Below are 22,220 nucleotides of genomic sequence, written 5' to 3' on the forward strand. Positions count from 1 at the left end.
ACAGGTTCTCTTTCTTGCCAAGAAGCGCCTCTATCTCTTTTATATCCTTCATGATGTCGTTCAGCTCAAGGTCCTTTATCCGGTACCCGCTCCTGGCCTCCATCAGTTCCTTTTCAAGCTGCCTGATGTCCGGTTGGATCTTGCGCCTGGCGGTCTCCGATTGCGCGAGATATTCTTTTTCCGCCGACGCCTTCTTTTCCTTGAGCACGGCTATTGCGTTGTTTATCTCCGAGACCTTCTTGTTCCTGACATTCTTGTAGGAACTTATCTCGCGCCTTATCGAGTCCCGTTTCTCTATCTGCGTTTTGAACCCGGGATCATAACCCAGTACTTTTTTATCAAGTTCCGCCCCGGACGGCGAACACCCCGCCGTCATTAACGACAGTAACAGCGACGGCAGTAATAACATAGTTATCGCGCGCGCATTGGACAACATATACCCTTTCCCGGACCGCATATGAATGAATATACTACGTGTTCAGAACTTATTCTTGGCCGTATCCCTCATCTCTGAGAAACCGGATATTATGCCTATGACCCCACCGGTGATAAGGAGCACCGGCAGTACCCCCCGCACAAGGAAAACGAACTCATACCACCACGCGACAAGAAGTATAAGGCCAATGAGCGTTATTACCCCGCCAGCGAGGGGACCGATGATCTTCTTCATTTTAGAACACCTCCAGGAATGATTAACGTTGTGAAAAACCCGAGTATAACACGACACTTTTCGCCGTGTCAACCTGTACCATATGTTCAGAATTTACTCAAGAATACCGTGGCTATGCTGAGGTATATGAAAACCCCTATTATATCGTTCAAGGTCGTTATGAGCGGTCCGGAGGCAAGCGCGGGGTCTATGTTTATCTTCTTGAATATAACGGGTGTCATGACCCCTACGAAATTAGACCAGATCACCACAAGGAAAATAGATGTCCCGACTATCACCCCTACCAGACTGCTCTTCACCATGAAATTGACTATCACGGAAAGCACTATACCGCAGGTGATCCCCAATCCCAGGGCTATCTTGAACTGCCTCCATAGCTCTTCCGCTACCCTCCCCAGGTCCATATACCCCAGGGCTATCTCCCGTACGACAACGGTCGAGGCCTGCACGCCTGAATTCCCCCCTGTGGCCGTAACCACCGGTATGAACGATACCAGGGCTATCATCTCCGTAAGGGTGACCTGGAACGTCCTTATAACGAGTCCGGTGATTATGCTGCCGAGCATACAGCTTATAAGCCACGGCAACCTGTTACTTGTGGCCCTTATGGTGGTCTCCGTACCATGTTCCGCTTCTATCGTACCGGTCATGCGGCTGATATCCTCTCCGCTCTCCTCCTCAATAACGTCCATTATGTCATCTACGGTTATGCGCCCGACCAGCTTGTTATCCTTGTCCACGACCGGCAGGGAGAAAAGATCGTATTTTTTCATCACCATAGCGGCTTTTTCCTGGTCCTCGTCGACTGGAACGGAATATATATCCGTTTCCATGAGGTCCCTTACAAGGGTACCCTTGGGGGCCGTAAGCAGTTTGATGACCTTTATCGTACCTTTCAGCCTGTCCATGGCGTCCGTAACATAAACATAGAAAAAATCCTCATCTATCTCCATGCCCCTGATCCTGTTTATCGCCCCCTCTACATCGGAATCCTCGCTCACGGAAACGAATTCAGGGTTCATTACGCGCGCGGCGCTATCCTCGGGATAGCTGAGGATCTCCTCGACATCCTCGGCGTCATCCTCTTCCATCAGGTCGAGGATACCTTCCCTCTTGTGCTCGGGCATATCCTCCACGACATCAGCGGCCTCGTCCACAGGCATAACGTCAAGCACCTTTGCCAGCGTATTTTTGTCTATTTTCTGGAGTATCTGCAGCCTGGACTGGGGGTCCGTATCGTCAAGTACTACAGCCGCGTTCTCTTCATTGAGCAGCTTGAATATGCGGACCTTTTCCTCGGCGGAGAACTCTCCCAGGATCTCGGCGATGTCCTCCGGCGACATATCCTGAAGTATGGGAGCGATATTGCCGTCGTTCTCCCGGGCCAGGATATCCTCAAAAAAACGTATCCTTTCCTCCCGTTTTCTTACGGTCCTTTCGCTCTTATGTTTGTGTGTATGTTCGTTCATGGTGTGGTTCCCATTCCCCGGGCGTGATATATATTCTCACGATTGTTAATATAATTATTATACGATTAAAAGCCGAATTGCCAATGTTTATTTTATCTTTCAGCCTTTATCTTGCCTACGCGCGGGCTTTATTATATAATCACTGCTATGACAATATCCGGTTTTGTAGCGATAACAGGCCAGCCGAACGTAGGGAAATCCACTTTGCTTAACGGTTTTCTCGGGGAAAAGCTCGCCATAGTCACGGAAAAACCCGAGACCACACGGGATAATATCAAGGGCATTTATACCGATGAGGACGCCCAGATAATATTCACCGACACTCCGGGCATACACAGGCCGCATGACCTCTTGGGCAAGGTCATGCTCACCAGGGCGGAATCATCTATACTTGAATGTGACATCGTCCTTTTCGTGACCGAGGCCGGTATAGCGTTCAACTCCGACGATATGCGTATAGTGGAAAAGCTCCCTGACGCGGGTACCGGCAAAAAGGTCCTCATGGTGATCAATAAAGTGGACAAGGTAAGGGATAAGAAACTCCTGTTACCTCTCATAGACAAGGCCACCGGTATCTACCCATTTGCCGAGATCGTACCTATGTGCGCCCTCAAGGATAAAGACCTTGGCCATCTCGTGAAGACCATAAAGAAATACCTGCCGGAAGGCCCGTTCCTTTATCCCGAGGACGAACTGACTGACAAAGATAACCGCTTCTGCATACAGGAGATAATAAGGGAAAAGACCCTGCTTTTCACATACGAGGAGATACCTCATTCCGTAGCGGTGGTAGTGGACGAAATAGTTCCCTCCGAAGGCAAAAAACCCGTGAAGGTGTTCGCCACGATATTCGTGGAACGCGCCTCGCAGAAATCCATACTCGTGGGCAAAGAAGGCGCCATGATAAAAAAAATAGGACAGACCGCCCGGAAAGAGATAGGATCCCTTATATCCTCCCGCGTACATTTGGACCTGTGGGTCAAGGTAAAGGAAAAGTGGAAAAAAGACCCTAACAGTCTCAGGGAACTAGGTTATTCCTGACGATAAAAAGGCGCTTCAGGGTACTGAAGCGCCTTTTTCTATACATATGGATACGTCGTTATTATTCGACCACGCCAGGTTTCTGCAGTTCAGCGTCCACTTCTAGCTGTTCCCTGGATCCGCTCTGGTCGGCCTGTTCTGAGGACTCGACATGGGCCGCCATTTTGCTCTCGAGTTCTTTCTCTATGCTGGGGTTAGCGGAACCGATGGGCACCGAGACCGTACTCGTATATATGATACTTGTACCCGCGGACATGAGCCCGGTATCGTCGGACACCGTCTCCGGCATGGTAACGATCGCCGTTTCCACTTCCGCCGCTTCCGGAGCGTCTTCCATGTCGTCATCCAGCATGACCATCTCGCCCATCCTCTCCACGACGATCTCCTGGGGCAAAGTCACTTCTCCGGTCTCAGTATCAACATCGACCGACTGCGTCTGGTCGCCATAGGTAAAGGTAAGCGTCACCTTACCGTCATCCGTAAGCGAATAATCCGTGCATTCCAGCCCGCTATAGTAAGTGGTCCCCATCTCCGTGGCCGCGAATTTCCTGGCGTCATAATAAAGGTCGACCCCATCCGCGTTCTCGAGCCCCGCAAGATTGACCTTGGTCATGGTGTAAATATATGTTCCTTTCTCATAGTCGTACTTATAGGTATAGTTCATCCGGAAGTAGAACTCCAGACCGTTCGCCTTGGCGGTACAGCTACTGGTGGATGCGTAGATCATTACGATATCCTCGTTCGCTATACCCTTCTCTTCCATGTCCTCCTTTACGGCCGTGACCGGGGCCAATATCGAGCTTTCAATCCCCGGATCCATGGTCGCTATGTCGTATGCCCCGTCTATATACATGTAACTGTAGTCGCCCGTCTTTACCTTGACTTGCCAGAACACAAGGCCGTCAGAACGGTCATAAACGTCCTGGCTCGAATAGGAGATATTCTCGTCATAGATAAAGGTTATATCTTCCCCTGAGCAGTTCAAGAGGTCCTTTATCGCGTCCACATACTTACCCGGGAGATTACCCGCCTCATCCATCATACCCGCGTTCTTAAGCGTCCAGTTGTAGTATCCCGCGATATTAAGTGTCGCACCCACTTCAACCTTGAAATGCAGGTCATCGACCTTGCATTCCACCATGTAATTACCGTTCTCAAGCTGTACGATATCTATGAGCTCGATATAATCCTCTATCGGGTCCGGTGAATACCAATAGGCAGGTTCATCATCATCGGACACTATCCAGTCTATGGCCCTCCGCGCCTTTATGGCCATATCGGCCTCCAGGTCCTCTGCGTTCTTTACTACCCCTCCGGTCTCAGGCGACATAACGATGGATACCTCTTCACCATCGTTATCGAATGTGATGACCAGATCGCCGTCATCGTTGAAGGCATAAGACGTACATTCCAGGTTGACAGAAGACCCGTTATACAACAGGCCCTCAAGATATGTTTTGGCAGCCCGCAAAAGATCCGTGCCGGAAGCGCCTGTTATGGAATCTATCCTGGTCTCCGTCACTTCATCGGTATTATAGTCAATACTGAACGAATAGCCTATGACCAGTCCACCCGCCGCGACCTTCGTGTTATATCCGCTGGCCTGGTAGACCTTGACCTCGGATACATCCACGCCGAGCCTATCCGCGGCATCGTTCTTCGCGGCATTGATCGTGTTCACTAGCCGCGCGTTCACCGTAGCGTCGTGTTCGGACATGGAATACACACCGTCCAGATAGCATGTACCGTACCCTTCTACCACTATCCGGGCATCCCAATCCAGTGTGCCGTCCGTGACGTTCAGGAAAGATCCATGCGGCGGATCAATGGATACAAGGTTCGGGTCACAGTTCAGAAGTGCCGCAAGCTCCGCCCTCACGGTATCCTCATAAAAACCGGAAGTATCCCTTATCGTCTCGTCCACGCTGTAGAAGCTGAAACTATAGTCGTCCGCGCCCCTTATCTCTATGGTGAACTCGATGTCCCCGACATTGATGATAACGCCATAATTACCGTTATCAAGTTCCTCTATAAGGGAGATATTTATATAGTCTTCCATCTCAGCGTTTGACGAATAGCTTTCATCGGCATCGTAGACCAGGTAATCGACCTCGTCTTTCGCCCTTTTGGCCACTAAGGCCATGCCTATCGTATCGATCGCGATCTCTATGTCCGCGGCGTTCACCACGCCATCATCATTCATGTCAGCGTTCGCGAAGAACTCGAGCACCCGGCTCTTCATGTCGGGTTCGAAATTATCGAGGAGTTCTCCGTTGATCTTTATATCGTCCACCCACGCGTAATTATAATTGCCATAAGTAGAGGCGGTCCTGTCATACTCCCACCTTATCGTATGCGTCCCGGCCGCGACCGCCAAGACGACCTCATTCCAGTTGCTGGAAGAGGTATCGACCGTAGCCTCCAGGACACCGTCGATGTAGACATTGAGCTTATCGGTACTGTACCCGCTCTTTTTCCACATGAACGAAAGGTCTGAATCCTGGTCGAACGTTACGACCTTTTCCATGAACGAACTTTCTCCCGCCGCCACAGGCCCGGACTGGGCCGCGAAACCTCCCCACTCGGACGCCGTACCGTTCTGTGACACCCAATTGTCCGTACCAAACCCCTCAGGCAGCTCCAACTGCGAATTGCTGGGCCACTCCATATAATAGTTGTCGGTTATATAGTCCACATATGTCTGTATGATCTTGTAATCCGAATCATAGCTTACGATACCGTCACCGTCGAGATCGGCCTTGGCGAGCATATCGGTCGTGATCTTCCGGCTTGCCATGTAACTCGCGGTGTTTACCAGATAGACATCATCCCAGTCAATGTCCCCGTCCATATCCACGTCTCCCCTGGCGTAACCGCCTACTTCCTCTTCTATCCAGTCATAATGCTTATAGCCTGCGACATGGTTATAAAGCGCATAGTAGTCATTCGAGTTTATGGCCCCGTCCGGTTCTACCTGGTCCCCGCTGTACCCGCTGCCTGTTATATCGGCCCTGGCGATCATCCCGTCGGTTATGTTCGCCCTGTATGAGGAGCTGGCGTATATATCGTCGATGTACGCCACCAGGGTCTTATCCGTGTAATCAGTCTTTCCGTCCCCGTTTATATCGCCCTTTCCGCTGAAAGCGTCATTTATCATGTCTTCCGTTATCTCGACCGGCGCCGACACCAGGTTCTTCATGAAATACAGGTCGTCCGCGTCTATATCCCCGTCCTGATCGACATCCACAAGCTCTACCTGGCGCGTAGCTATATCCAGGCCCATGTTCTCCACTATCTCCGATGGTTTCGTGTAACCATCACCGCTGAGTTCCTCTATCTCCTTGCCGTCCGGCCCGAACACATGGGTGTAGACCACGCTCCCGTCCTCTATATCATAGGTCACGCGGTAATACTTCGAGCTGTAATATCCGTACGCGTTCTCCGACACAACGTACATGCTCGCGTATATCCTGTCGAGAATACCGTTCGAGTAATTCTCCGTAAGGGAACACGAGTACACCCAGTCACCGTTGGCGTCATAGCACGAAGAGTTCTCGCTATTGCTCGTGATGACACCGGCCGTATTATAGTAGGCCCTGTGTTCCTCATCGCGTTTTATCCCGGTATCCCAATCCACGTCACAAAGACGTTCCGTAACGCTCCTGAGCTTACCATCCGAACCCCACGAGACGTTCTTGGTGTTAGTGTATACAAGCGCGCCCTTATCGTCCCAGCGTGAATTTTCATATTGCTGGGATGTCTTGATACCGTTGCTGGCCCAGTTATCGTGTTTATAGAGGTGGGCCGTTCTTCTGCCGGATTCGTTATATGTGTCCTCGGAATACATAACATCCCGGTAGGAACTGCTTGAAGAGGTGGATATGGTCTCCCTCACGCGCTTTTTGTCCCGGCCGTTGTCGTATCTGGTCACACTGTTAAGATAAAGGTAAGTACATGCGCCCTGCTCGTCATATTCCGCCGTTCTTGAGTATTCCTTGACGACCACGCCATCGGCGTTCTTTTCCCTCTCGTAATTATTTTCATATATCACATCTCCGTTCTCGTTCCATTTCTTTTCTTCCTTCGACTCCACCACACGGCCATCGGAACCGGTATTGATATCCCTCCTGTAATAGCTTTTCTGGGAACGGTCCGGATAGTAGGTATATTCATATTCGGACAGGTAGGTGATGTTCCCGTTCTCATCCCCCCTCATGCTCTTGTTATAATTCTCGACCGTTACGCCATTTTCATGGACCACTCTCCTGCTCGCGCTCTCGGAACTTGTCCTGCCGTTCTCGTACAAGCTCCTGGAAGAGCTCTCGGTCACCACATGTTTTACATACTCCCCGGTCGTGCTATCATAAACAGACCTCTCGTATACATCATTGCTATACGAGCTCTTGAGCCGGCCGTTGGCCCAGTAATAATTGGTATAGCTGTCCAGGTACTGGGTCCTGCCGTCGTCATCATACCTGGCGTTGCAGTAATAGCTATATAGCGTTATTCCTTCGGCGCTCTTTCTGGTGGCTGTCCTGTATTCACTGGTCATGACGCCTTTTTCATTGTACCTGAGGTTCTCGTACCTGTCTTCCCGCTCTCCCGAATAGCTGTTGATATATATGCTCCGCAGGTTATAGAATTCCCTCTTACCGTTCGCGTAATTCTCATAATCGTACTGGTACAGATACGTGTATTGTCCCGTCTCGCTGTAATTGGCGTTCTTGTAACTTTCCGACATGGTCCTTCCGTCCTCGTCCCTGGTTATCTCCCTTGTATATTCGGAACTCATCCTGCCGCTCTCCTGGTAATAGCTGAAGGATTCGTCCGTTATGACCTTCCGCTCCTGATATTCCCCGTTACCGATATAGTAATCCTTGTAGCACATGGTCTTCTCCGACCAACTGGACATCGTCCCATCCGGGAAATACGCGCTTCTTACCTCTTTCGTCTCGACGACCTCGTCCCCTTCCTTCTTCTCCATCCTGCTGTAGCAAGAGGTCGGGAGATCGGTGTTATAATTGAAATATCTCAGCCATGTAGTGGCCTCCGTGGTTACGGTACCATCATACGCCGTGTATTCACGGCTGGACACGCCTTCCTGTTTATACCTGGTCCCGCTACTGTTATATGTGACCGTTACCTTGCAATCATATCCGGAACGCTCGAACGTGATCACCTCTTTATTGGTCCCTTCCCTTGTTATTGTCATGGTCGGCCAGGCGTTTACCGTTATCGATATGCATTTACCACTTGCGATATCCACCACATATTCCACTAGCCTCGTTTCCGTATACCCGTTATTGTCCAGGCTTACCCTGGCCGTTACAAGACGAGTGCCATCCTCCTGTTCCTTTATGGACAGTATGGATACCTCCTTGCATGCCTTTTTCTGGTAATCCTCACCCGGGTATATTTCCTCCATAAGGTCCAGGTTCCAATCACGCGCCTGGGCGTCGTCAGCGACGATCTTCTCAGCCTGGATATGGTCAGGGTCCGTCAATATTATCTTCCCTGTAGCGATATCCACGCTCGCGGTGTATGTATTTCCTTCAGCGTCTTCCATCGTAAAAAGGATATCCCCGTGGTCCCCAAGCGAGTATGACACGACCTTAAGATCATATGAGCTTATATCATTTGATCTGCAGATGAAATCTTTCGCCGGCTGCAAAAGTTCAACATTATCGACCACGGCCATGGACAGTGAGTATGTTATATACTGCTGTCCTGATCGGTACGCATATTGGGCCGTATACGTAAGATATATGTCGTTGGCTACAGCCGTGACCTGGCTATAGGAGTATGCCTGTACGATCCTGACCTCCCCTTCCGTCACACCAAGGTTCAAGGCCACATCCGCCTTTACGGCGTTTATCCCATCAACCGTACGCTGTTCCATTCCGGCACTTTGCGTAGCGATATCATAGTCACCTGACAGGTATATATAACCTTTTTCGCTTATAACGGAAGCGTTCCAGCTTATCGTTCCCTCCGTTCTGTTATATAGAAAACCCCAATAACTCGGGTCCTCGATAACAACATCCTCGGCATCACAGTTCAACAACGCCGCGATCTCCGCCCTCACAAGCGCCTGATAATCAGCGCCGGTAAAAGAGACCTCCACGTTACTGACATACCAGCGTTTCCCGCCGTTATAAGAGTAACTGTACATATACAGCGTGAACTCTATGTCGTCGACCCCGACAAGCACTTTGTATTCCCCGTCCTCCTGCTTCTCCACTCCAATAAGCTTTATGTAGTCCTCGACCACTCCTCCGTCATAATACCAATTGTATTCGTTCTCGCTCTCATCATATACCATCCAGTCGACCTCTTCTTTGGCGGCCAGGACAGCGCCTGTCATATCCGCTATCTCCTCGAACGTATAAAGGAACTCTTCCCCATTGTACGTTATCCCTATCTCATCCGCCTCACCGTCCTCGTTGTAATGTACCGACCAGAGGAATACAGCGTCGAGGTCCGGTATTATCGCTTCTATGCCGGAAGCGTCCAGCACTTCCTGCCTGCGAGCACCATCCTCGTCGTCTATATCCCCGTCCATATCGTGATCCGCCAACACGCTCCGGCATTCCCCGTCATCACCGTAAAAAGCTTTATAGGAAGTATCTTTATATATGATATCTATTGAATCCACACTGAGGTCGTCGGCGAACTGGCAGTCCACTATCTCCACATTATCGAGATCGGGAATGAATTTTTCCATCTTTCCGAACGCTTCCGTGAAATTCACGCTGAAAGTATGCAGGTCTCCTATCTCCTCCGGCCTGTCTATCAGGATGTCCTGTCCCAGTCTTTTGGGATGGAACCCCTGCGGCATGGACGCCGGCAATGTAACGGTTATCTCTATGAGCCCGTCATCCCTTACGGAATAGACCAGCCCATATTCAAAGGATCTGCCCTCGGCGTCCTTTATGACCACCTTCATGGACGAAGGCACGGCGCTTCCCGGTCCATACGCCCCGTTAAAAGAATAGCTCATGCCCAGCTTACCGTTATCGTACAGGTATCCTGAACCCCGGGACACCATTATGTTCTTCGCGCGATCAAGGGTCTTATATTCATAGAACCCTGAAATTACCGTCCAGAGCTTGTCAGGATCATATCTGTAAACTGAGCGGCTTTCCGATATCACGACCCCGTTACTTATCGTCCTTGAACTACCTTCGGACAGTTCCAGGTTATGGGTCTTCTCATTGTATACTTCCCGGCTGCTGCCGGTGTATGTGTTGGACCCGGAAACGCTTTCATATGAATATACGGACTCTTTGGCGTACCCTCCCGCCGAATAGGTCATCTCCTGTCTGTACGAACTGGTCTTTACGCCGTTCCTGTAAGATTCGGACAGAGAGACATAACTGGTGGGGTATTTGCCTTCACTGTCATATTTCCTGCTCCACGTCATTGTGCTCCTGTATTCGGTCGTGCCGTATTTTGTGATACTGTAAGTCCTGCCTTTTTCTTCCGTCCTCTGACCGCTCTTGCTGAGAAGCGTGACCGCCTTGAGGTCGTAGATATAGGAATAATAGCTTGTTTTTGTCTCCCTATGGTTCGTTCTCAACTCTCTTCCGGGGGTGACCGTGATCTTCTGTCCGTTATATGCGCTATCGGGGGCATATGTCAGGCTATTGACCTTCAACGTTTTCGCGTCGACTATATATTCGACCGTTTCCTCATAAGAATACGTGTACCCGTTCTCACCGTAATAATCAATATACCAGGGATCGCGTGAAGTACGGGAAAAGGTCAAGACCGCGTTGACCTTATACTTTCCCCCGCCTAGATCCACCACCTCTTTAACGCTCCCGCCTGTGCATGTTGTCGGGGAATAGGATGTACTGCCGTAGCTATCGAAATTCCAATCCCTTTTTAGCGCGTCCTTAAGCGCTATTTTTATCGCGACCTTATTCCCGGAAATAGGTAATATCGATATCCCCTTCAAGGGCAACAACTCATCATCGGGATCGATCGCAACCGCGCTCCCGACCGTCTGCGCCAACAGGGTTCCCGTAAAAAAGGTCACCAGCAGAGCTACCAGCAGAAAACATTTTGAGATCTTCATTTTTGCCCCCTATTTTTATCTTTTTAAAACTTTTTACTTACCTGTGAAAATCATGCTTTTCTTGACTTTAACATACACTTATAAATATACCCTATCGTTCCGGATATTCAAAATGTATATATCCAGCTTTTTTGTAGACTAACGATTTGGTGGGTTCCTCTTGTATTTTTTACAGCCTGTAACCCCTATTTGATAGTAATTTCGAGCGATCAGAGGTCAAAACCGAGCCTGGAAAGGTCTCTTTTTAAGGTAGGCGCGTCCACGAACACAAATGCTTTTATACCCATAACCCTTGCGGCGGCGATAAGGTCTTCCCTATCATCCGTATAGAACGAATCCCTGGGCTTACTGCCGGCGACCCTCAAGGCTTCGGTGAACATGGCGTGATGTGGTTTCAGTTTGCCGACCTTGTACGACAGGACATATCCATCGAACATGTTCAGCACCGGATAAGTGACTTTTATGTATTCGAAATGGGCTTCGTTCGTATCCGACACCAGCACAAGCTTAACATCCGGGTACGCGCTTCTTATCCCCCGGATCACATCCTCCGTTCCCGGCTCAGGAGAGAATATACCGTTCCATATTCCATAGAACTCACCGAACTTGACGTCCATCCTGAAACGCCTCCGTGTACGGGCAAAGAACTGGGACGAAGAGATCTTGCCCTCGGCATATGACTTCACCTCGCGCGATGTCCGGAAATATTCCAGGATATCCCCGGGTTTGAATTTCGCGTGGCGCGAATATCCCTCCTCGAGCTTATCCTCATGCACCTTGACAATGACGTTGCCCAGATCGAAGAATATGACGCCAGGCCTTTCTTTACCCATATGTCAGCAGAACCTTTCCTTGAACGCTTTTATACCATTAGCCACGAGTTCCGCGCTTCCGGCGTACTCTATCCTGCTTACGGCTTCTTCGGGCCAGAACCATTCCGCTTTCTCGACCTCACCCTTTTGCGGTACGAGTTTCTGCCGCGCGGAAGACCTGACGAGATAGATATCCACCACCTTATGCACTTTCTCCCCCCGCAGGATATAGTGATATTCCTGCCTGCCGATAAAGGTCTCAATAGTTATATCCTCCAGGCCGGTCTCTTCCTTTATTTCCCTCAAAGCGGCGGTTTCCGGCGTCTCTCCTTTTTCAAGATGTCCCTTGGGCCATGTCCATCGACCGTAGCGATCCTTTATGAGAAGCACCCGGGGGCGCCCTCTCTCCTTTTTTATGACCACTCCGCCAGCGGCAAAATGTTCTTTCACGATATTCTCCTCCTGGTTAGCCAGGAACGTTTCAAAGGTCGATAATGTCCATCTCGGCGCCAGCGCCGTACGACATCTCGTCTCCGGGGTCGTCGTTGAACCCGGTCAGGGCCGTCTCGACCTCCCAGACCTCATATTCCCCGGGGCTAAGCTCTTCCAGGAATCTTGAATGCCTGGATATTACGGTACCCATCTGGTGGTCATACCTTGTCACCGGGTGCAGGAGATAAAGATATTTCCTGGCCCTGGTCACGGCCACATAGAAGAGCCGTCGTTCTTCTTCCATTTCAGGATCTTCCTGCATGGCCTTTGGATGCGGGAACTGTCCTTCGCAAAGACCGATTATGAACACAGCGTCCCATTCAAGACCTTTTGCCTGGTGCACGGTGGAAAGGACAAGATGTTCATCCTCTTCTTTAGCCCCCAGTACGGTCTCCCCCCTGAAACTTTCCCTGAGCGTCATATCGTTAAGGAAATCCTTGAGCTCGGAATACTCGTGGGAAAAATTTATAAGCTCATGAATATCGTCCAACCGGTCCTTGGCGTTCTCGAAATTCGTCATAAGGTGGTCCTCGTAGCCGGAAGAGAGCACTTTGTCGATAAGCTCCCCGGGCGCGATCGCCAAAGTCGCCGGGTCAGTGGCCACCTTCATTATCCTGCGGAACTTCTCGTAGCCTTTTACGGCCTTAGGCGGGACTACCCTGGATATGTCCTCGCTGCGGACAAAAGCCATAATGTCCCTGCCGGAGGACATGAAGTGGCTGTATATCTTTTCGGCGTATCCCGGTCCTATCCCGGGACACATGGTAAGCGTCCTCATCCAGGCTATCTCGTCAAGAGGGTTGGCCACCATTTTCAGGTACGCCAGCACATCCTTGATATGCGCCTGCTCGAAGAACCTTATCCCGCCACGGACTATATAAGGTATGCCTCTTTTGACGAGCTCCATTTCAAGCTCCGCGGACTGGTAGTGCGCCCTGAAAAGTACCGCCATATCACGCATCTCCACGCCTTCTTCCCTCATCTCGAGCACTCTTTGCGCCAGGAAAGAGGCCTGTGCGTACAGGTCCTTGGCTTCGACCAGGACCGGTTTTTCCAGCGACGGGTTCACCGCCTTGAGCGTTTTTTCGAACTGCCTGGTATTATTGAGGAGCGAATCGTTCGCCAGCTCCAGTATCTCCGGAGTAGACCTGTAGTTTATCTCCAGCTTATAGACCTTGGCGTCCTTATATCTGGACGGGAACTCCAGGATGTTGTCCACCCGCGCTCCCCTGAACGAGTAAATGGATTGCGCGTCGTCCCCCACCACCAGGAGGTTTCGGTACTTCTCCCCAAGTATATCGATTATCGAGGCCTGCAGGATGTTCGTATCCTGGTACTCGTCGACCATTATGTAACGGAACTGGTTGGTGAACCTTTCCCGCGCGGACGGTACGGTCTCCAATAACTGCCGCCACTTTATCAGGAGATCATCATAATCCATATTATTGGAACTTTTCTTCTTTTTCTCATAAAGGGCCATTATGCCCTCTATTTCGCCAGCGAACCGCTCGAAATAAGAGTACCTCTGTTCCAGTACTTTCTTTATGGTCTTACCCGTGTTGAGCGACAGGCTTATTATGGACTGTACCACTGAAGGCTTGGGGAACTTTTCTTCCTTGGCCTTTGTGCCGATGGCCTTCATGCACGCCTTGATAAGGTCTTTTGAATCGTCCTGGTCGAGTATGCCGAAATCCCTGCCGAAACCTATATGTTCGGCGTACATGCGAAGCGTCCTGTTACCTATATGGTGGAAAGTCCCGCTCCACAGGCCCTTAGGCTCGTACTTGAGGAGCATCTCCGTGCGATTCCTCATCTCACGCGCGGCCTTGTTAGTGAATGTCATGAGGAGGATATTCCTGGGGTCGACCTTTCTCTCCAGAAGATACGCCAGCCGGTATATCAGGGTACGCGTTTTACCGCTCCCGGCCCCGGCAAGCACTAGGCACGGTCCTTCCGCCGCGGTAACCACCTCATACTGCTCGGGATTAAGGTTGCCCTTGAAATCTATATGTGATTCTACGTTCCCGGAAGGATCGTGAAGTATGTATTTTTTCATATCGCGCCATTATATCCCATGCTGCCGGTAAAATCAAACGTGCCGTCATCCTGCCGGTCTATACCCTTGGCCTACCGTAGGGTACTTTCCAGATCTCGTCCGCGTAGTTCGCGATCGTCCTGTCACTTGAGAACCTTCCGGAATTCGCGGTGTTCAATATGGACCTTTTAGTCCACTCTTCCTTGTCGAGGAAAGCGGCCGATACCCTCTCCTGGGTAGCTATGTAATCCGCGAAATCGGCGCACACCTTGAACTTATCCTGCAGCGCGAGCGAGTCAACGAGCGGCTTAAACACACCCGGCTCGAACTGGGAGAAGAAATCCTCCTGTATGAGCTTCATCACTTCAGCGAGATGAGGGTCTTTCCTGATATAGTCCCTGGGGTCATATCCTCCGGCTTCGAGGCTTTGCACTTCATGGGCCTTAAGGCCGAATATGAAGATATTCTCGGGTCCTACCTCTTCGGCTATTTCCACGTTAGCGCCATCCAGGGTACCAATGGTCACGGCGCCGTTGAGCATGAACTTCATGTTGCCCGTACCCGAAGCTTCGGTCCCGGCGGTGGAGATCTGCTCGGAAAGGTCGCTGGCGGGGAATATCTTTTCCGCGAGGGACACCCTGTAATTCTCCAGGAATACCACCCGGAGCTTATCCTTGGTCTCAGGGTCATTATTGATGACATTGGCGATGTTATTGATGAACTTTATCACCAGCTTGGCCATCAGGTACCCCGGGGCGGCCTTGCCGCCTATGATAGCCGTGCGGGGCACGATGTCCCGGTCCCCGTTCTTTATCTTGAGATACGCGGATATGAGGTACAGCGCGAACAACGTCTGCCTTTTGTACTCATGTATGCGTTTGACCTGTACATCCACCATGGAGTCCGGGTCTATCACCAGGCCCGTCCTGGTCTTCACATACCCGGCCAGTTCCTTCTTGTTCTCGAGTTTTGCCTTGCGCCATTTCTTGCGAAAAGCGGCGTCATCGGCGAACGGTATGAGCTTCTTCATCTGCGAAAGGTCCTGGCACCAGTCGTCCCCTATGGTCTCCGTCACAAGGTCCGTCAGGCGCGTGTTAGCTTTTTTCAGCCATCTTCTCTGCGTTATGCCGTTCGTCTTGGCGTTGAACTTGTCCGGCCAGAAATCGTAAAAGTCGGCGAAAAGACGCGTCTTCAATAGTTCCGTGTGGAGTTTGGAGACGCCGTTCACGGAATGGCTCCCGACCACGGAAAGATTGCTCATCCTTACCTTTTTGTCAGGGCCTTCTTCTATAAGCGACATCCTCCTCAGTTTGTCCTTATCGTGCGGGTACCTGCTGGCCACTTCCTGCATGAAACGCATGTTTATCTCGTATATGATGTCGAGGTGCCTGGGCAGGAGTTTGCCGAAAAGGGAGATAGGCCATGTTTCCAGGGCCTCCGGCATTATCGTGTGGTTCGTATAAGCGAAAGTGCGCGTGGTTATCCCCCAGGCCGTATCCCAGTCCAGCTCTTCTTCGTCCAGGAATATCCTCATGAGCTCCACTATGGATACCGCCGGATGCGTGTCGTTCAGCTGTATGGCTACCTTGTCGGGGAACGTACTGAAATCCTTGTTCTCCACCTTGAAGCGGCGGATTATGTCGTATATGGACGCCGACGTGAAGAAATACTCCTGTTTCAGCCTGAGCTCCATGCCTTTATAGACGTTATCACTGGGATACAGCACTCTAGATATGTTCTCGGAGAAGATCTTCTGTTCGAGCGCTTTCATGTAATCGCCGTCATTGAAATACTCAAGGTCGAACTCTTCGGTACTGCGGGCCGACCACAGCCTCAGGTTGTTCACGACACCGTTCTTGTATCCCGATACAGGCGTATCGTACGCCATGGCCAGTACGTCCTTGGTATCCACCCAGTCAACCACGAACCGGCCGCTCTTGTCCACCCGTTTCACCGTTTTACCATAGAACTTGACCTTTATGGTATACTCGGGCCTTTCAAATTCCCAGGGATTGCCCAGGCGTAGCCACTCGTCGGGATACTCGACCTGCCATCCTTTTATTATCTTCTGGTTGAATATCCCGTAGTCATATCTTATCCCGTAGCCGGTAGCGGCTATGCCGAGCGTAGCCATGGAATCCAGAAAACACGCCGCGAGCCTTCCCAGGCCACCGTTCCCCAAACCAGCGTCCAGCTCCTTGTCCCGCAGGTCTTCCAGGTCATAACCGAGTTCCGAGAGTGCTTCCGTCGTGGTATTCTCCAGTCCAAGGTTCATTATGTTATTGCCTAATAGCCGTCCAAGCAGGAATTCGAGCGAGAGATAATAAACGCGTTTACAGTTCTCGGCGTGGTAAAGTTGCTGTGTAAGTATCCATTTCTCGATTATCCGGTCTCGTATGGCTATCGCGAGCGACTTGAAATTGTCATAATCCGTGGCGGTATAGATATCTTTCGCGAGCGCGTACCGCCTGTTATGCATAAAAGCCTCTTTAAGGTCCTCCGTATCGGCTTTCACGATCTTCTGGGTATCTTTCTTCTCTATCATATGCCCGCCCTTCCCTGCTTTGCCCGATCGCACGGCCCGTGCTTGCTTTAAAACTTGGATACACTGTTATTATAATTGCTGCTATTTACTATAGCAAGACAATAGCGAGAGTTCATCTGGATATCATCTTGATGAACTCTTCCTCGCTGAGGACTTTCACTCCGATCTTTTTCGCTTTATCGAGTTTCGACCCGGCCTTTTCCCCGGCCACCAGTATATCCGTACCCGGCCCGACGCTGGAAGAGGCCTGCCCTCCCATCGACTCCACTAGTTTTTCCGCTTCGGTCCGGGACATGGCGCTCATCGTACCGGTGAACACTACCTTCTTTCCTGAGAACACGCCGTCCTTCTTTTTCTCCACCGCTTTTATCCTGACGCCGGTTTTCTGTATCTTCCCCACCGCGGCGATATTATGTTTTTCGGAGAACCATTCGACGATACTTTCGGCTATTTCCGGCCCTATCTCGTTTATTTCCACCAGCTCCTCTTTCGTCGCCGCCATTATCCTGTCCAGCGTACCGAACTTATCGGCGATAAGCTTCGCGATATGTTTCCCGACGTTCTTTATCCCTAGCCCATAAAGGAACCTGTCGAGGGTAATATCCTTACTTTTCTCTATAGCGCCAAGGATGTTCGCCATCTTCCTGTCCTTGAACCCCTCGAGCGCGGAAAGGTCCTCACGCTTGATATCGTAAAGTGACGCGATCCCGGTTATGATATCCCTGTCATAAAGAAGCGCCACCGTTTTTTCCGAAAGTCCCTCTATGTCCGCGGCGTCCTTCGACGCGTAATGCGTTATGGCTTCTTTCGCCTGAGCGGGGCATGACAGGCCGTTCGGGCACCTGTAAAATACATCCTCTTTTTCTATGTGGCCGCCGCAGCTCGGACATTTGGACGGCATACGGAAATCCTTCTCCTTACCGGTCCTCTTCTCCTTGAGCACTCCTGATATGTACGGGATAACGTCCCCGGCGCGTTCCACCTTCACATAGTCTCCTATCTTCACCCCGAGCCGCTCGATCTGGTCCATATTATGGAGCGTCGCGCGTGACACGGTGACCCCTCCCACTTCGACCGGGTTAAGGAGCGCGAGCGGCGTGAGCGTTCCCGTACGCCCGACCTGTACAATAATATTCTCGACCCGCGTGATCTCTTTTCTCGGTTTGAATTTATATGCTACGGCCCATTTCGGGTTGTTGGTCCTCATGCCCAGCTTTTCCTGGAGCCGTATGTCGTCCACCTTGATAACAACACCGTCTATCTCATAGTCCATCCGCTCCCTTTTTTCCTCCATCCGGTGATGATAGGAAATGGCTTCCCGTATATCCGCGCAGTGTTCTATATCGGGAGCTTCTCCGAATCCCAGCGCCGTCAGCCTTTTCAGCGCCTCTTTCTGCGTCCCGGGCATCCCGTCCGAAATATCCATGATCTGGTACACATAAACATGAAGTTTCCTCGCGGCCGTTACCTCCGGGTCCAGCTGCCGCATGGAACCCGCTACGACGTTCCGCGGATTGGCGAACATGTCTCGTCCTTTTTCCGCCTGCTTTCTGTTAAGCTCCTGGAAGTCGCTGATGTGCATCATGACCTCTCCGCGCACGGATAAAAGATCGGGCACGTTCTTTCCCTTTAGTTTCTTCGGTACGTTCGATATGGTCCTTACATTGAGCGTCACGTCCTCACCGATGAAACCGTCACCCCTGGTGACGCCGCGCGCGAGCTCCCCTTTTTCATACACGAGCTCAATGCTCATACCGTCAAATTTGGGTTCGCACACGTATCCGGACATATGCCCGGCTTCTTTCTCGCAAGTCCAGTCGAAACGCGTAGCCCCGTCCTCGGCATTCACGCTCTCCAGGCTGAGCATAGGCACGATATGCCGCACCTTTTTAAGTTTGTCCGTAACGGGGGCCCCGACCGTACGCGTAGGGGAATCCTGCGTGGCGTATTCGGGATGCCCCTTTTCCAGTTCCTTGAGCTCCGCCATGAGGCCGTCATACGCCGAGTCCGATATGCTCGGAGCGCCTTCCGTATAATAAAGCCGGTTATGTTCGAGTATCTCTTTTTTCAGCCGCTCTATTCTTTTTTTTATGTTCTCTGCCATCCGTCTCAGCTTCTCCGTCCCCTGATCTTCTTGATGAGCGCGTCATACCCATGCGTGTTCAGCACATCTTTTTTCTCCAGCCAGCCCCTGCGGGCCGTCACGACCCCGTAGAACATGAGATCCATCTGGGCCACGCTGTGGGCGTCCGTGTTTATAGCCACTCCCGCGCCCAGTTCCTTTGCCCTCATCGAGTTCACATCGTTCAGGTCTATCCTCTCACCATGCGTGTTTATCTCAAGGAAGACCCCCGCTTCAGCGGCCTTGCTGAAGACCCTGTCCATGTCCGCCTCTAGGCCCTTCCTTGTCGATATCAGCCTACCGGATGGATGGGCCAGGATATTGACGTACGGGTTGTCGAGGCATCTCAATATGCGCTCCGTCTGTTTTTCCCTGTCGAGCGAGAAGTTCGAGTGTATGGCCGCCACAACAAGGTCCAGCTCCTTGAGCGCGTAGTCCTCCAGGTCAAGCGTACCGTCCGCCAGGATATCCACTTCCACACCAGCCAGTATCTTAAGCCCTTTTACGGAACGGGCGACCTTTCTTATCCTGTCGGCGTGGGCAAGTATCTCTTTCTCGTCCATCCCTTTCGCTATCCTTATGAGCTTGGAATGGTCCGTTATGGCGATATACTCATAGCCCTTGTCCTTCGCCGCTTCAGCCAGCTCCTTTATGGTAGCGGTGCCGTCGGTCGCGTTGGTATGTAGATGCAGGTCCCCTTTTAAATCGTCCAGTTCCACCAGACGCGAAGGCAGGGTCCCGGAAAGAGCCGCCTCTATCTCTCCTCTGTTCTCGCGCATTTCCGGCGGGATAAATCCAAGTCCCAGCTCTTTGTAAACTTCTCTCTCGGTGCCTCCGGCCGCAAAGACCTCTTTCCCGTTCCGGGTCACCTTGAAAACACCGTATTCGCTCAGCTTATATCCTTTGTTCTTTGCTATATGCCTCAACTTGACGTTGTGTTCCTTGGAACCCGTAAAATACTGGAGCGCCGCTCCATAAGAGTTCTTGTCCACAACCCTGAGATCTATCTGCGGCCCCCCCTTGAGCGATACGCTGGATTTTGTCGCGCCTTTCGCCACGATCGATCCAACTCCGGGAAAACCCGTGAAATGTTCCATCGCTTTTTCGGGGTCACTTACGGTAGCGAGTATATCTATATCCCCTATGGTCTCCCTTCCCCGCCTCAGGCTTCCGGCGATATCGGTCTTCCTGAAAAGCCCGCGTGGTTTTTCAAGATATTCGATCATGGCCCTGGCGTACGCGTAAGCCTCCGGCAATAGAAGCCTGCCCTGTTTTTTCCTGTAATGCTCAATGGACTCGAGTATCTTGGCCTCGGTCTTGTCCCCCATCCCCGGCAGCTCGGCTACACGGCCCGACTTACAGGCCTTTTCCAGGTCGTCCACATTATTGATGCCGAGCTCTTTTCGCAATTTGGATAATTTCTTCGGCCCGAGACCGGACAGGTTCAAGAGGTCAAGAAAGCCCGGCTCGAACTCGGACATGAGCTCATCGTAATACGCGAGACCCCCCGTTCCCAGCATTTCAATTATCTTCGCCTTGAGGTCCTTGCCTATACCCTCGATCCCATCCAGGGAACCCGGGTCTCCGGCGTAAAGGTCCGACAATTGACGGGCAAGTTCACTTATATTGCGCGCCGCCGTCCGGTACGCCCGAATCTTGAAGACATTGTCCCCTCTTATCTCAAGCGCGTCGGCTATCCTGAAAAATATTTCGGCTATCTGTTCATTGTTCATATTTATCGCCCGCTGGCGGAATGGTCCCTTCGGAGCCCTCCAGATCGTTCCCCTGGCACATAAGGGCTTCAGCCAGACCCGCGTCATCTATAAGCCCCATTTCCTTCATCACCTCTCCCAGCATTATCCCCCTCTTCCAGTGAGTCTTGAGGGCGCTGTCAAGCTGCTCTACCGTCACGATGTTCTTCTCGATAAGTATCTGCCCGAGCGGCTTATAACTCTTCACGATGGATTCGTCATTACTGAAAAGCCTGACCGTGAGATGGTCGCCTTTTTCCATTATCCTGCGATCGGCCATATACTTGCTTCCCTTTATGGCCTTGAGATATTGTTTAACCTCGGCGATACGTTCGTTCATCTCAATGATGCTGTTGAGCTCAAGCGGCCCGTTCTTTATAACGAACGCCACGGTAACGCTCATGATAGGTATCCTTCTTATCTTCCTGGCCCTGTCCTTCGCCTGTATATACCCTTTCCTGCGGTCCGCCGGCGCGTAATGGAAAGGCACGATGGTATCGAACATGCATATGAAATTCTGGCATATGGCATTATACTTCTCAGGCGTGGTTATCATGACGAAATCATCGCCCCCTATATGCCCCACGAAATCGGACTTGTTCCCGTGGTTCCTGACCGACACGCTCAGCATATACGCCGTCTGCATGATCACGCGGTCACCCTTGAGGTACCCGTATTTATCATTGAACGACTTGAAATTGTCTATGTCCACATGGCCGGCGACAAAAGGTGTCCCGTTCTTTATTCTTTCGTTCAACATCTCCTCTATTACTATCCCCCCGGGAAGACCCGTAAGCGGACTCGCGTAAAAACTCTGTTGTGATCTTTTTATCGCTATATCCATCCGCACTTTAAGTTCCACCGGATCAGGCGGCGAGAGTATGTAGTCGTCAAGACCCTGGACGGTTTCGAACCCGCCCGCGGTAAGCACCGCTTTATTCATGAGCGCCATCACGGGAATATGGACAGTGGCGAAATCACGTTTAAGCTCAGCGCATATATCCGCGTAAGCGGCACCGGGCGCGCTCATGTCGATAAGTATCATGTCAGGGGAACATCTTGTTATCCTGGATAGTTCGGGGACGCCGGTGATATCGTACTCGACATCATATCCCGGCGTATTATCAAGACAGGCCCGCAGGACCGCGTTGATATTGTCGGCCCCGCCTATAACGAGTATCCTGCGTGTCTTTTTCATATGGC

At 51.2% G+C, this 22,220-nt stretch carries 12 protein-coding genes; 1 reads left to right on the forward strand and 11 read right to left on the reverse strand.

Annotation, left to right across the window (positions count from 1 at the left end; all coding sequences use genetic code 11):
- From PHH49_05580 to mgtE, 3 genes are all read right to left on the reverse strand, one after another.
- The coding region (locus PHH49_05580) for a hypothetical protein (GenBank protein MDD5488413.1) at positions 1-376 on the reverse strand (376 nt) is incomplete at its 3' end.
- Between the two features lie 102 nt (positions 377-478).
- Positions 479-670, reverse strand: a complete 192-nt coding sequence (locus PHH49_05585; protein ID MDD5488414.1) for a hypothetical protein — start codon at positions 668-670, stop codon at positions 479-481.
- An 86-nt stretch (positions 671-756) separates the two neighbouring features.
- Positions 757-2,139, reverse strand: coding sequence for a magnesium transporter (mgtE, locus tag PHH49_05590; GenBank protein ID MDD5488415.1), 1,383 nt, complete (start codon positions 2,137-2,139; stop codon positions 757-759).
- A gap of 147 nt (positions 2,140-2,286) precedes the next feature.
- On the opposite strand from mgtE, the gene era reads away from it, so the two are divergent.
- Positions 2,287-3,180 carry a GTPase Era gene (era, locus tag PHH49_05595; protein MDD5488416.1) on the forward strand — a complete coding sequence of 298 codons (894 nt, stop codon included), beginning with the start codon at positions 2,287-2,289 and terminating at the stop codon, positions 3,178-3,180.
- A gap of 61 nt (positions 3,181-3,241) precedes the next feature.
- On the opposite strand, the gene PHH49_05600 is transcribed toward era, so the two are convergent.
- From PHH49_05600 to PHH49_05635, 8 genes are all read right to left on the reverse strand, one after another.
- The gene (locus PHH49_05600) at positions 3,242-11,260 is read right to left on the reverse strand and encodes a hypothetical protein (protein MDD5488417.1); all 8,019 of its coding nucleotides are present in this window, start codon (positions 11,258-11,260) and stop codon (positions 3,242-3,244) included.
- A 209-nt stretch (positions 11,261-11,469) separates the two neighbouring features.
- Entirely contained in the window at positions 11,470-12,093 is a 624-nt protein-coding gene (locus PHH49_05605) for an HAD hydrolase-like protein (GenBank protein ID MDD5488418.1), read from the reverse strand.
- 3 nt (positions 12,094-12,096) lie between these two features.
- Positions 12,097-12,522: an NUDIX domain-containing protein gene (locus PHH49_05610; protein MDD5488419.1), complete on the reverse strand. Its 426-nt coding sequence runs from the start codon at positions 12,520-12,522 to the stop codon at positions 12,097-12,099.
- A 31-nt stretch (positions 12,523-12,553) separates the two neighbouring features.
- Positions 12,554-14,620, reverse strand: coding sequence for a UvrD-helicase domain-containing protein (locus PHH49_05615; protein MDD5488420.1), 2,067 nt, complete (start codon positions 14,618-14,620; stop codon positions 12,554-12,556).
- Positions 14,621-14,678: 58 nt separating this feature from the next.
- Complete coding sequence (locus PHH49_05620; GenBank protein ID MDD5488421.1) at positions 14,679-17,144, reverse strand: glycogen/starch/alpha-glucan phosphorylase; 2,466 nt, start codon at positions 17,142-17,144, stop codon at positions 14,679-14,681.
- Positions 17,145-17,256: 112 nt separating this feature from the next.
- On the reverse strand, positions 17,257-19,248 hold the full coding sequence (gene ligA, locus PHH49_05625) for an NAD-dependent DNA ligase LigA (protein ID MDD5488422.1): 1,992 nt from the start codon (positions 19,246-19,248) through the stop codon (positions 17,257-17,259).
- A 5-nt stretch (positions 19,249-19,253) separates the two neighbouring features.
- Complete coding sequence (gene polX, locus PHH49_05630; GenBank protein MDD5488423.1) at positions 19,254-20,999, reverse strand: DNA polymerase/3'-5' exonuclease PolX; 1,746 nt, start codon at positions 20,997-20,999, stop codon at positions 19,254-19,256.
- Complete coding sequence (locus PHH49_05635) at positions 20,989-22,215, reverse strand: diguanylate cyclase (GenBank protein MDD5488424.1); 1,227 nt, start codon at positions 22,213-22,215, stop codon at positions 20,989-20,991. The genes polX and PHH49_05635 overlap by 11 nt, the downstream gene beginning before the upstream one ends.
- Positions 22,216-22,220: the final 5 nt, after the last annotated feature.

The organism is Candidatus Omnitrophota bacterium (assembly GCA_028715965.1).
Taxonomy (GTDB): domain Bacteria; phylum Omnitrophota; class Gorgyraeia; order Tantalellales; family Tantalellaceae; genus JAQUQS01.

Coding starts and splice junctions, on each gene's coding strand:
- polX (MDD5488423.1), bottom strand. CDS start 20,999: ATGAACAATGAACAGATAGCCGAAATATTTTTCAGGATAGCCGACGCG.
- PHH49_05585 (MDD5488414.1), bottom strand. CDS start 670: ATGAAGAAGATCATCGGTCCCCTCGCTGGCGGGGTAATAACGCTCATT.
- PHH49_05615 (MDD5488420.1), bottom strand. CDS start 14,620: ATGAAAAAATACATACTTCACGATCCTTCCGGGAACGTAGAATCACAT.
- PHH49_05605 (MDD5488418.1), bottom strand. CDS start 12,093: ATGGGTAAAGAAAGGCCTGGCGTCATATTCTTCGATCTGGGCAACGTC.
- era (MDD5488416.1), top strand. CDS start 2,287: ATGACAATATCCGGTTTTGTAGCGATAACAGGCCAGCCGAACGTAGGG.
- PHH49_05600 (MDD5488417.1), bottom strand. CDS start 11,260: ATGAAGATCTCAAAATGTTTTCTGCTGGTAGCTCTGCTGGTGACCTTT.
- ligA (MDD5488422.1), bottom strand. CDS start 19,248: ATGGCAGAGAACATAAAAAAAAGAATAGAGCGGCTGAAAAAAGAGATA.
- mgtE (MDD5488415.1), bottom strand. CDS start 2,139: ATGAACGAACATACACACAAACATAAGAGCGAAAGGACCGTAAGAAAA.
- PHH49_05635 (MDD5488424.1), bottom strand. CDS start 22,215: ATGAAAAAGACACGCAGGATACTCGTTATAGGCGGGGCCGACAATATC.
- PHH49_05620 (MDD5488421.1), bottom strand. CDS start 17,144: ATGATAGAGAAGAAAGATACCCAGAAGATCGTGAAAGCCGATACGGAG.